At 49.3% G+C, this 12,014-nt stretch carries 12 protein-coding genes; 7 read left to right on the forward strand and 5 right to left on the reverse strand.

Annotated elements, in window-relative coordinates; all coding sequences use genetic code 11:
• Positions 1 to 117: 117 nt before the first annotated feature.
• Positions 118 to 1,497 carry an MBL fold metallo-hydrolase RNA specificity domain-containing protein gene (locus tag H9Q13_RS03485; RefSeq protein ID WP_191182344.1) on the forward strand — a complete coding sequence of 460 codons (1,380 nt, stop codon included), beginning with the start codon at positions 118 to 120 and terminating at the stop codon, positions 1,495 to 1,497.
• A gap of 14 nt (positions 1,498 to 1,511) precedes the next feature.
• Here the strand turns inward: H9Q13_RS03485 and H9Q13_RS03490 are convergent, their stop codons facing one another.
• Entirely contained in the window at positions 1,512 to 1,973 is a 462-nt protein-coding gene (locus H9Q13_RS03490; protein WP_191182345.1) for an RES family NAD+ phosphorylase, read from the reverse strand.
• Entirely contained in the window at positions 1,970 to 2,398 is a 429-nt protein-coding gene (gene parS / locus H9Q13_RS03495; RefSeq protein WP_191182346.1) for a type II RES/Xre toxin-antitoxin system antitoxin, read from the reverse strand. The genes H9Q13_RS03490 and parS overlap by 4 nt, the downstream gene beginning before the upstream one ends.
• Positions 2,399 to 2,571: 173 nt before the next feature.
• On the opposite strand from parS, the gene H9Q13_RS03500 reads away from it, so the two are divergent.
• The 3 genes from H9Q13_RS03500 to H9Q13_RS03510 all read left to right on the forward strand — a co-directional run bounded on the left by H9Q13_RS03500 (position 2,572) and on the right by H9Q13_RS03510 (position 5,006).
• On the forward strand, positions 2,572 to 3,288 hold the full coding sequence (locus H9Q13_RS03500) for a tetratricopeptide repeat protein (RefSeq protein ID WP_191182347.1): 717 nt from the start codon (positions 2,572 to 2,574) through the stop codon (positions 3,286 to 3,288).
• 84 nt (positions 3,289 to 3,372) lie between these two features.
• A complete protein-coding gene (locus H9Q13_RS03505) occupies positions 3,373 to 4,077 on the forward strand; it encodes a tetratricopeptide repeat protein (RefSeq protein ID WP_191182348.1) in 705 nt (234 codons plus the stop codon).
• A gap of 50 nt (positions 4,078 to 4,127) precedes the next feature.
• Positions 4,128 to 5,006, forward strand: a complete 879-nt coding sequence (locus tag H9Q13_RS03510; RefSeq protein ID WP_191182349.1) for an OmpA/MotB family protein — start codon at positions 4,128 to 4,130, stop codon at positions 5,004 to 5,006.
• A gap of 74 nt (positions 5,007 to 5,080) precedes the next feature.
• On the opposite strand, the gene H9Q13_RS03515 is transcribed toward H9Q13_RS03510, so the two are convergent.
• Positions 5,081 to 5,614 (reverse strand): DUF2062 domain-containing protein, encoded by a 534-nt coding sequence (locus tag H9Q13_RS03515; protein ID WP_191182350.1) that lies wholly within the window; start codon positions 5,612 to 5,614, stop codon positions 5,081 to 5,083.
• A gap of 320 nt (positions 5,615 to 5,934) precedes the next feature.
• On the reverse strand, positions 5,935 to 7,038 hold the full coding sequence (locus H9Q13_RS03520) for an AI-2E family transporter (protein WP_191182351.1): 1,104 nt from the start codon (positions 7,036 to 7,038) through the stop codon (positions 5,935 to 5,937).
• 167 nt (positions 7,039 to 7,205) lie between these two features.
• On the opposite strand from H9Q13_RS03520, the gene H9Q13_RS03525 reads away from it, so the two are divergent.
• Complete coding sequence (locus tag H9Q13_RS03525; RefSeq protein ID WP_191182352.1) at positions 7,206 to 8,585, forward strand: DEAD/DEAH box helicase; 1,380 nt, start codon at positions 7,206 to 7,208, stop codon at positions 8,583 to 8,585.
• 102 nt (positions 8,586 to 8,687) lie between these two features.
• Here the strand turns inward: H9Q13_RS03525 and H9Q13_RS03530 are convergent, their stop codons facing one another.
• Positions 8,688 to 8,969 (reverse strand): hypothetical protein, encoded by a 282-nt coding sequence (locus H9Q13_RS03530; protein WP_191182353.1) that lies wholly within the window; start codon positions 8,967 to 8,969, stop codon positions 8,688 to 8,690.
• Between the two features lie 110 nt (positions 8,970 to 9,079).
• Between H9Q13_RS03530 and H9Q13_RS03535 the strand changes: the two genes are divergently transcribed.
• Positions 9,080 to 11,335 carry an efflux RND transporter permease subunit gene (locus tag H9Q13_RS03535; RefSeq protein WP_191182354.1) on the forward strand — a complete coding sequence of 752 codons (2,256 nt, stop codon included), beginning with the start codon at positions 9,080 to 9,082 and terminating at the stop codon, positions 11,333 to 11,335.
• 61 nt (positions 11,336 to 11,396) lie between these two features.
• Positions 11,397 to 11,987 carry a hypothetical protein gene (locus H9Q13_RS03540; protein ID WP_191182355.1) on the forward strand — a complete coding sequence of 197 codons (591 nt, stop codon included), beginning with the start codon at positions 11,397 to 11,399 and terminating at the stop codon, positions 11,985 to 11,987.
• The last annotated feature ends 27 nt before the right edge of the window (positions 11,988 to 12,014 follow it).

Below are 12,014 nucleotides of genomic sequence, written 5' to 3' on the forward strand. Positions count from 1 at the left end.
GCTGCAGGTATAGCTCTGCTAAGTAAATAGGCCTAGGTATGTGCTTCATCAAGAGATCGTTGTCAATAATCCGTACAACTGACAAAATGCTTTGCGCTCCATACAAATCAGGATGACATGCTTCAGGACCCTTCCCCGATCTCGCTCACGTTTCTGGGCGGAGCAGGCACCGTAACCGGCTCTAAAATATTGCTCAAAAACGATCAGCATCAGGTCCTGATCGACTGCGGGCTCTTCCAGGGAATCAAGCAATTGCGCTTGCTCAACTGGCAGGAGTTGCCGCTGGATGTCACGCAACTGGACGCCATTATACTCACCCACGGACACCTGGACCATTGTGGCTACCTGCCGGTGTTGGCCAAGGACGGGTATACAGGGCCCATCTATGCCACAGCCCCTACCCGCGACGTAACCGAGATTATATTGCGCGACAGTGCCAAGATTCAGGAGGAAGACGCATCCGAAGCAAACCGCCAGGGCTACTCGCGACACCACCCTGCCAAGCCACTCTATACCTCCGACGATGTTGACCTGACCATGCCGCTGTTCGAAACGCACGAGGACGAGCAGTGGGTGATCATCAATGAGGATTTTAAATTCTGCTTCCGTAAGAGCGGTCATATTCTGGGTTCCGTTTTTGTTGAACTGCAATGCAAGGGCCGTAAAATTGTTTTCTCAGGTGATATTGGCCGGCGTAAGCCCCTGCTCATGGACCCGCCCAAATTCATAAAAGAGGCAGACTATCTGGTGCTGGAATCAACTTACGGGGATCGGTTGCATGAGCAGATGTCGCCCTACGACGAGTTGCAGGAAGTGGTGAACCATACTTATGAGAAAGGTGGCACGCTTGTAATACCTAGCTTTGCGGTGGAGCGTGCCCAGGAATTACTGCTGCTGCTCAACACCTTGCGTGAAGATCGAAGCATACCGGCTATACCTGTTTACCTCGATACTCCCATGGGGATAGACGTGACAGAGCTATACCTGCATCACCGCAATTGGCACAGCCTGACGGATTCGGAGTGCCGCACTATGATGCACAACGTGCATGTGATCCGGGAATTTCAGCAGTCCCTGCGCGTGCTTGATAACAGGGGTCCAAAGATCGTGATTGCCGGGAGTGGCATGGTGACCGGAGGACGTGTGCTCTATTACCTGAAACGGTTGCTGGATGATGAAACGAGTACCATTTTGCTGGTAGGGTATCAGGCGCCGGGAACACGGGGAAATCTGCTTGCAAGTGGCGCTACAGAGATTAAGATGCAAGGAGATTACTACCAGGTAAAAGCCGATATACGCCAGATATCCTCCCTCTCTGCGCACGCCGACCAGGCTGAACTGCTGTGGTGGCTTGGCCATTTTAAGGAAGCCCCGCAGCAGGTATTCTTGAATCACGGGGAGGCACAGGCACTGGATGCATTGCGGCTTAAGATAACCGATTCGTTAGGTTGGAATTGCACGATTGCTGAAATGGGAATTTCCTATGAGCTTAACTGAAAAGTGCTTGTGCCTTATTTAATGAACAACCGCTTGTCAAACTCAAATGGGCCAGTAGCCAACAGTCTTATCTTGCTGAAATCTGGATGCCTCGGATTGACAAGGAAGTTAAAAGTGCCTTGCACGGTAGCCGAGGGTACTTTCAGCACCAGGTAATCGCCTTGAGTCACGAACTTGTCTCCCATCTCTTGCGTCACATTGGCATGGGGGAAAGACTTCCAAGTATCAGGCAGGTCCGCCTCCCTTATTTCCTGCCGAGGAATATCGTCCGGTATCTCAATCTGCACCAGGTGATAGTCTTTGGGTATGATACCCAGGGGCATGTGCACGGCCACCTCTACGGCGCAGAGCGCAATGGATTCGCTGGTGTACAGCATGGCAGTGCCTTTGCTGTTCCAGCGTCCCCCCGCCAATTCGGCGCCTTTCCCTGACAGGTCGTTCCGGTATGTACCTTTGCTGAGGCGGTATACGATCATGCCAGCACGCCGTGTTCGATGCGGGTCAGTTCGTCGCGCATCAGGCCGATGCCAAACGTACTGTCCAGCAATTCCTTAGGGCGTATACCTCCCAATGCGATGTTCTTTGCTTCCAGCCAGGCATCAAAATTATCCTTGTCGCCAAACACCGCTATGCCCTTGTTGTAGACCAGTGTAATTTCCAGGATTTTCTCAGAGTGAAGGGGATCGAACTTGCGCTGCTCTTTTCTATACCTTTGGAACGTGCGCTCAGACAGGTGCAGGTAGGAAGACCACTCGCTGGTACTGAAAGGGCTCTTGTCGGCGATGCTCTGAAACAAGGTATACTTTATACCTTCGCGTACCGTGCTGATCAGCATAAACACATCTCTGTCGTCAATCAACCCATAATGGATGCTTTCGTCTATCTTTAAGGCTCGTCCCATACGTATCTTTTTACAAATATACGAAATATGTCGCTTTTAATACGTCTCTTGTCGTGAATATTTAGAAATTCTGAAATTAGGTTATGCAGCCATCTTGAGTTTTAAGGAATAAACAGGTAAGGCACTATTGGGGGTAGTTGTGCGTTAATAGCCTAACCAATTTAAAATAATACATGCAACGCTGGATTATCGCAGCCGGTATAGCAGCAACCATAGGCCTTGGTGCCTGTAGCTCGCAGAATGCCATTACTGAAAACAAACAGAACCCCATACCTGAATACACGCTGGCCGATGTGGTGCCGGTTAAAAATCCTAATACGGTTCAGGAAAGGCAACAGCACAAAAAATTTTTGTATAAGAATATCAAGCGCTTTAAAAGCCGGCAGGCCGCCTCGGCCTATTACGCCATGGAAGCCAAGCGAAATTTCAACGAAGAGAAACTCGACTCTGCCAATTTCCTGTTTGGCCGCGCCTGGCTCATGGACAGCACCAACAACGATGTGTATTGGGGCTATGGCCTGGTATACGGCCAGCAGAAAGAGTTTGACAAAGCGCTTTTCATACTTTACAAGGCACTTGAGAAAGATCAGCATAATCCCAGATTGCTTACCGATGTCGCCACCAGTCACCTGGGTCGTTTCTATGCAGAAAGCAACCCCGAGGACCTGTTGCAAAGCAGGAAACTGCTCGAGAAAGCCATCAGGTTCGCACCCGAACAGGCAGCTGTTTACTACAAGCTCGCCATCAACAGTTATTATCTTCAGGAATATGGCAAGGCGTGGGAGTACCTGCACAAGAGCCTGAGCAAAGACCAAAGCCTGGTTGATGCTGGATTCATAGCCGCCTTACTGAAAAAACAACAAGACCCGGCCGGGAAATACCAGCGATAGCCCGGCCCTACACTTGTTAATTAATGCCTTGTAGTGTATTTTTAGATTTCAATACAAACCATAACATCATCTGAACTACACCGCATGAATAGATTAGCACTGGCAGCCGCCATCATTTTGTTGAGCGCTTCTGCTTTGTTTGCCCAGGCCCCTACCCCTCACCCTAAGGTGTTGCCGATGTTTGGCAAACAGCCAAAGACCGAAGCGCAGCAGAAAGCCGACGAAAAATTCCTAACCAGCTGCGACAAGAACTTCACCAGCCGAACTGAGGCCAGCAACTTTTTCATGGAACGGGGTTGGGAGTATTTTAACGAAGGGCAGACCGACACGGCCGTATACCGCTTCAATCTGGCCTGGCTCCTGAACCCGGACAATGCCAACACTTATTGGGCTTTCGGTCTGGTAGAGCAAGGCAAGGGCAACGCCACAGAGGCGATTGGGATGTATGAGCGGGCGTTGAAATACCAGCCGAAGAACTCCCTTTTGCTGGCTGACGCAGCATCAGCTTACCTCAACCTGTATGATTCCTCTAAAAAGAAGAAGCACCTGAAGCAGGCCTTCTCTTACCTGGAGCAATCTGTTGCGGCAGACGCGACTAATGCTTATGCCCTATTCAACCTGTCGAAGGTAAAATACCATCAAAAGAAATACGACGAAGCCTGGGATTATCTGCATCAGAGCCGTGATATTGATATGCTAACCTTGGACTATAATTTTCTGGCTGATTTAATGGCCCGGATGCCTGATCCGATGGGAATCTTTAAGAACGATACCCAGCAGTCAAATTAGAAAAGCAGATTGCCCCACAAACACCCTTTTACCAACCTTATTTTATTGATATGAAGAAGAATATTTACAAAGTCTCCGCCCTGCTACTTGTCGGAAGTCTTTCGCTTTCCTCCTGCGTGGTTTCCAAAAAGAAATATGATGATTTGATGGCCCGGAAAAATGCGCTTGAAATAGACAAGTCTGGCCTGGAGCAGGAGAAATCGACGCTGGAGCAGCAGAAGGCAGCCCTGGAAAATGAAAAAGCCAAACTAGAGCAGGAACGCGCTGAACTCGAAAAACAGAAAGCCGAGTACCAGCAAAGTTTGCAGCAAGCCTTGAAAGAAGGCAAAGCCCTGGGAGAAACCCTGAACATGAGCAAGTCGCAGATTGATAAACTCAACGCCGACCTGAAAGCCCGCGAGCAGCGCCTGGCTGAATTGCAGCGCATCCTGGACGACAAAGACAAGGCCGTAAATGCACTTCGCGCCAAAGTGAGCAACGCCTTGCTGGGCTTCAATGACAAAGACCTGACCGTGAATATCCGAAATGGCAAGGTATACGTGTCGCTGGCAGAGCAGCTACTGTTTAACTCAGGCTCCACAAAAGTAGACCCGAAAGGTGTAGAAGCTCTGAAGAAGCTGGCCACCGTGCTGAAAGAACAGCAGGATGTGAACGTGGTAGTGGAAGGCCACACAGACGATGTGCCGATCGCTCGCGGTACGGTAGGCATGCAGGACAATTGGGACCTGAGCGTGCTTCGCGCTACGGAAATTACCCGAATCCTGACGCAATCAGGTGTACAGTCAGAGCGTGTGACGCCATCCGGACGCAGCCTTTACGTGCCCCTGGACAACGCCAAGACAAAGGAAGCGCGGCAGAAAAATCGCCGTACAGAGATCATCCTGACGCCGAAACTGGATGAACTGTTCCAAATACTGGAAAATGCTTAAGCCCGTTTTGCCTTAAAACAGAATAGCCAGCCCCGAAAGGAGCTGGCTATTTTTTTAATACCGGAAAGTGTACCTTATGGCAGTGCCTCAGGTTCTGTTATACCTGTGAGTGGCGTCGCAACTACAAGTGGCTGCGGTTGGGGTAAAAATCTTTGGAATAAAGGCAACAGGATGAAATACAGACCTATACCTGCAGGTATAGCCAGCAGAGCCCATGCCGAAACAGCCGCCAGGTTTGCCAACCATAGTTTGTTGAGGGCAGCAAGCCAGTCCAGTTTGAACATGGCGATCATTTCATCGAGCGAGAATTTCAGCTCATCGAGTCCGAACATAGAAATGCCTGCCTTGACAAAAGGTATAATAAGCAGTAATTGGAGCGGTTGCACCAGGTAGCTCACCAATACCGTAGCGGCAATATTCAGACGGAAGCGGGCAGCAAGTGCCGTGCCCACTATCGTTGTGATGCCCAGAGCCGGTAACACCCCAACTACAGATCCAAGCGCAACCGTAACAGCCAGTTTGTGCGGTGTCATGCCTTGCCGTAGCAGGTTTAACACAGGTTGCGCAATACGGCGCCTGAAAAATGAGGTGAAAATGGTAGAAGACAAACCTTGACTAAACTCTAAATGAGTGAAAAAACAGGAAACGATGAAAAACTCTTTCAAACTGGAAGACGCCACGAAGTGCCAAACAGTTGCAAACTGCCCAACATAAATTATGCCATGCATTTTACCTTCTTTGATACAATCTATTCAGTAAAGTAACCTGCCTATCAGAACATTGTTTTATGGGGTAGCTATAAACACAACTTGGATATTCAAACCGTCAAGATCATCACTTCAATTAAGAGGCAAGTATCCGAAAGTCCTGCAGTAGCTACCTCTTAAATAACAAGCCATACCTGAAGGCTGTCGTTATCTGTACATCACTATTTTTTTATTCTAAAAAAGTGCAGGATTTTGTCGAGAGTCAAGGCATGTTCTTCAGTGCCTTCCGTGCCCAACAGGTAGGAATATGAATTCATTCGCTCGTTGAAGTCGCAATAAATCTTGAACATGCCCAGCAAAGGCACGGCCACAAACATGCCGGGCAAACCCCAAATCATGCCACCCACGATAATACTCAATATAGTAAACATAGGATTGATGTTCACACGACTGCCCGTAATGTTGGGTGTCAGAATATTGTTCTCTGTGAACTGCACCACCAGGAAGAATAAAAGAACAGCAAGCGTTTTCTGGGGATCACCCTGCACAATTAAGGTATAAAATAGAGGGATTGCCCCTCCAATGAGTGTTCCAAAATAAGGTATAAAGTTAATAAAGGCAGAAATAACTCCCAGAAGAATGGCGTACTCAACGCCTATCAGTAGCAGCCCTATCGAGTTAATAAAGCATAGTATCAGTATCACGATTACCACCCCTCCCATATAGCGAATGGTTACCTGCGATAACTCATCAATAATTGCCTTCGTCTTTTCTTTTCGGTAAGGCGACACGGCCCTCAGAATGAAGGCTTCAAATTTATTGCGATAATATAGCATCAGGAACATGTAAACCGGTATCAGGGCTAATTTGGTAAGAGTGCTGGTTGTGGCCAATAAAACCTCGGCAATGGCAGAGCCAATGAGGTCAAAAAAATTACTGACCTGCATGCGCAACCAACGTTCATTGGCATGATTGTTATCGCCCAGCTTCTGATCGATCATGACTTGCAAGCGATCAATATTCAATAATGCCTTATCTTTTAGGTCGGGGAAATCAGTTAAAAAAACAGAGAGTTGTTTGTAGAGGAGGATCAACAGCCCGGCAAAAAGTGCCACCGTCATGACGATCGTCACAATATTGGCCAGTATCCGGGGAACACCCCAGTTCTCCATCCGCTTTACGATCGGGTATAGCAGATAGGAAAATAACAGCGCAATTACCAATGGGTATAGAAACTCCCGAGCCTCTACCAATACAAAAACCAGCAAAACCAGAAATAAAAGCCAAAAAGTTAATCGCTTTACAAACTTTAAATCTTTGCCCATAGTCTTCTTACTTCCAAAATAACTGAAAGGGTATATTTTAGTATCAGGCAACTAGACACAATAGGTATAAGACTACAGGTTGAATGTAAAGGGCTTGGTTGAGTAGGAATGATTTGAAGTAAACCGGTGTTAAAATCCGTACCTTTGCAATTCACACACGCTTTTTTATGTCAACTTTCGCTGATTTCAACCTCTCTCCCGCCCTGGTACAACGTCTGGATGAGATGAGTTTCCATACGCCTACGCTTATACAACAGGCCGCTATACCACTATTGCTAAAGGGGCAGGACGTAGCCGGTCAGGCAGAGACAGGCAGCGGGAAGACGGCGGCCTACGGATTGCCACTTTTGCAGCAAATTGACACAGACAAGCAATATGTGCAGGCGCTTATATTGGTACCGACCCGCGAATTGGCCGTGCAGGTACGGCATGAACTAAAGCAACTGGCACAACAGGTCAACAATTTAAAAATCAGCGCATTTTATGGAGGGCATTCCTTCTCGCAGGAACGAGCTTCATTGGCTTTCCCGCCACAGGTACTGGTTGGCACACCGGGCCGCCTCACAGACCACCTCTACCGCCAAACTCTGGATCTGAGTGGCGTAAAGCAACTGGTACTGGATGAGGCGGACAAACTGCTGGAGATGGGTTTTGCGGATGAGATTGATCAGATAATGCAAGCTTTGCCTGCCAAACGGCAATCCGTACTTTTCTCGGCCACCATGCCCGACCCGGTTAAACAGCTGATCAGCGATTCGTTAAAAAATCCGCAGTTTGTGCAAGTGTCACCACACGCTATACCTGATCAGGTGAAGCTGATAGGTATAAAAGTAACCCAGCCAGAAAAGCAGCAAGCCCTCATCCACCTGCTGCAAGGTATAGACCCAGCCGGTACAGTTGTGTTTTGCAATACACGGGGTGCTTCCGACGATGTGGCTGCCATGCTCGCCAATCACGGATTCGGAGCGCGGGCTTTGCATGGCGGTATGGAGCAGCAGGACCGCGATAAGGTGATGACGTTGTTCCGAAACGGAACCACCCAGGTATTAGCAGCCACCGATCTGGCAGCACGTGGATTGGACATCGCAGCCCTTCATACAATTATACATTATGAGTTGCCCGACGATGAAGCAGCATACCTGCACCGAAGCGGGCGAACCGGCAGAGCCGGCCGAAGCGGCGTGGTATATACCATGGCGACGCAGCGGGACGAGAAAGTACTCAGAGAATGGGGTTTGGTGCGTATGGACGAATGGTTGTCTGCAGATGCGCTGGCCACACGAGCAAGCGAGGCTAAGCCGGAGGTGACAGAAGCTTTTACCACCTTGCACATCAACGCCGGCCGTAAAGACAAACTGAGCCCGCGTGACATTGTGGGGGCGCTTATTGCAGCCGCAGGATTAAAGGCAGATCAGATCGGGCGTATAGAGGTGCAGGACAAGGCCAGTTTTGTGGCGATCCCTGCCAGCCAGGCAAACCAAATCGTAGAGGCCCTCGCAACCGGAAAGATCAAAGGCAGAAAATTCAGGGTAAGCCTACTGAAATAAGGTATAGGAACAGTAGCAAGCATCACTTAAGGTATAGGTATACAAAAAGCCGGTACTCACTGCATTTGCAGCCGATACCGGCTATTTCGTATCTTGAGCAGGTTAGCGCTGGTTTTTTGTCTCTTTTCCAGATTCAGCTTTGGAAGCCTCTGGTTTAGCGCAGCAAGATTTTACGGGAGTTTTACCCGCTTCAGAAGTCGTGCCTGCAGTAGCCGTCATGTGGCAGCTTTCATCCTTTGCAGCGGCTTTTTTTCCTTTCTTGGTTTTTCCATTTTTGTCGGTGTGCTCCATGGTGCATTTACCGCCTTCGCAGGCCAGGGCTGGTGTGGCTATACCTGCACCAGCAAATCCTGACAGTGCCAATGCCAATACAATTTTTTTCATTCGGTAGGTTTTAATATTGTTAAAACAGAAAATGTCCGTATGCTGTTGTGTGAGTAAATATACAAGAAGTATCAAAAGTCTGAAATGACTGTTATCATTTTATTAAACCCTTGAGCCACAGATCCAGCAGTTTTCTTGTCCTTGCCGTTATCGGCATTCTCACGGCGCTGAGTATTTTTTTCGCATCTCGCCTACGATTCGATTATAACTTCGATAATTTCTTTCCCAAGGGTGATCCGGACCTGGCCTACTACCTGAGCTACCGCGATAAGTTTGGAAACGACAACGACTACCTGCTCATCGGGCTCGACAATGGCTCCAGCATATTTGACCAGGATTTCCTGACCCGGGTCGACAGCCTGACACGATTTATGCAACGCCAACCGCACGTGGAATCGGTACTCTCTCCTACCACGGTCAAAAGCCCGATCGTGGAGCAGTTTGGTTATTTCGAGATTCCCTACCTGCATGTGTCCGAACCCGAGCGTTATACCTTGGATTCGGCCATGATCTACAGTAGCCGAGAATTGGTCGGAACGCTCTTTTCGGAAGACGCCACGGCCGTTTCGCTGTTTGTGCAAACCAGCGACGACCTGAGCAAAGGAGCCAGCGATACGCTGATTGCGGCCATGTATCAACAGTTGGAGCACCTTAAACTGAGTCGAAACCACGTGGCTGGCAAAGCCCTGGCACAGGCTGTTTTCATCGAAAAAATGAAGATCGAACTGGCCGTGTTCATGTCAGCGTCCATTGTGCTGGTCATTGTGTTTCTCTGGGTTGCCTTCCGTACAGCCTGGGGTGTGCTTGTACCTTTGGTGGTGGTGCTGTTGTCTGTTGTCTGGAGTCTCGGGGTGATGGGCCTGTTCGATAAACCGATCGATATCATGACGGTGCTGCTGCCGACCATTATGTTTGTGGTGGGTATGTCAGACGTCATCCACATTATGTCGCGCTACATCACCGAGATTGGCCAGGGCGCCACCAAGATACAGGCGCTGCGAACCACGCTACGGGAAGTAGGCCTGGCCACCTTGCTGACCTCCCTGACAACCTCCGTGGGTTTCCTGACCCTCCTGACCACTTCCATTGTGCCGATCCGGGAGTTTGGAGTATTCACGGCTATATCGATTTTCCTGGCGTTTATCCTGGCTTTTACAGTGCTCCCGGCTATCCTGCTTCTGATCAAGAGACCCAACCCACAACGTGCCCGGCGAATTGACATTTCCTGGCCCCTCCTGTTGCGCCGCCTCTATGGGTTTGTCTTGCGCAAGCCCAAACCGATTCTTTATGCCAGTATGGCCATTGTGCTGGTATCCATGATGGGCATCAGCCTGATACGGGTAGATACCACTTTGCTCGAAGACCTGGGGGACGATGACCCGGTGATCAAGGATTTTCAGTACTTTGAAGACAAGTTCTCAGGCGTCCGTCCTTTTGAGTTGCACCTGATCGCCGGGCCCGGTAAAACCATGAATGACCTGGAAGTGCTACAGGAAGTCAATAAGATCGAGACATACCTTTACCAGGATTATGGCCTGAACTTCATCACTTCCCCGGCAACGGTGGTGCGCACCATCAACCGGGCGCTGAACGGCGGCCTGAACAATTACTATACCTTGCCGGAAAGTCCGCTAGGTATGCAACAAGTGAAACGGCGGTTAGACACGTTCAACAAACGGAGTGAACTACGGTCGGTGGTGACGAATGACCAACAGGAAGGACGGTTGGCGGGCAAAATGACGGATGTGGGGAGCGTGAGAGCCGCCGAACTCAATGACTCACTGGAGTTGTTCATTGACCAATACATCAATCCCGCGCTTTTGCAAACCCGGCTTACAGGCAGCGCCGTCATGCTCGACAAGAACAATGAGTATGTAGTTAGCAACATGATGCAGGGCTTGCTCATCGCCTTTCTGGTCGTAGCCCTGTTGGTTGGGATCATCTTCCGTTCGTTGCGCATGGTCGCCATTTCTCTTGTTCCGAATATCATTCCGTTGCTGATGATCGGGGGCATCATGGGCTTCCTGGGAATCAACATGACCGTTTCTGTCTCGATCATCTTCACCATCGCTTTTGGCATCGCCGTCGACGACACCATCCATTTCCTAGGTAAACTAAAGCTGGAATTGCAACAGGGTAAGTCGTTGCCATATGCCATCAAACGGACGATCATATCAGCCGGGCAAGCCATTATTATTACCTCCTGCATACTGGTTGCCGGCTTCCTGACCCTTGTGCTGTCCTCGTTTGACGGGACCTTTTATGTAGGGGTGTTTGTGAGCCTGACCTTGCTCTTTGCGGTAGCGGCCGACCTGCTGCTATTGCCCGTTCTCATCCTCTTTTTTTACAAACCGGCTCGAAAATAAATTGCGCCTATTCCAATAAGGATGCCCATATTTGCGTGTTAAAAGTATAGCAACTCTTTTTATGATGAAGAAGAAACTACTGGCAATGTTCTTTTGCTGCCTTTGGTTTGTGGGGACTCAGGCACAGGAACAATCGCAAACTCCGCCTCAGGATGACAAATTAACCCGACTGATGAGCGATCGTGAGCAGCTCATACTCGAATACCAATACTACAGCCAACAGAACAGCAATTTCTGGGGCAAGCAGTCCAAAAAAGACCTGCTCAACATCATCGATACGTTGAAGGAAATCATCCGAAAGGACTCTGAACTGATAGCGGCCGTGAAGGAAGCCAGCGTGCGCAAAATTGCCCAAAGCACAGTAGAGAATCAGCGTGCCGGCAAACAGATACAGCAGGATGAGCGCCTGATCAACAGTCAGATAGCTGACTTACAGGGCCAGATCAGCACTTTGCAGAGTCAGGCTAAAAAACGGGAACGCGTGATTCTGGACTTACAGGAGCAACTCAAAGGAACAGACGAGGTGCGCTACGGAAAGGACCGCGTGATTGCCGTGATGAGTGTATTGGCTTTTGTGCTTTTCCTCTACGCCGTGTTCCTGCAGATTCGCTTGAGCAGAAAACCTGCTACCAAAAAACGCAAGAAAGCGTAAGGCTCTAGAGCTGCTGCTTATATACCA

This window comes from Pontibacter aquaedesilientis, from assembly GCF_014773225.1.
GTDB lineage: Bacteria > Bacteroidota > Bacteroidia > Cytophagales > Hymenobacteraceae > Pontibacter > Pontibacter aquaedesilientis.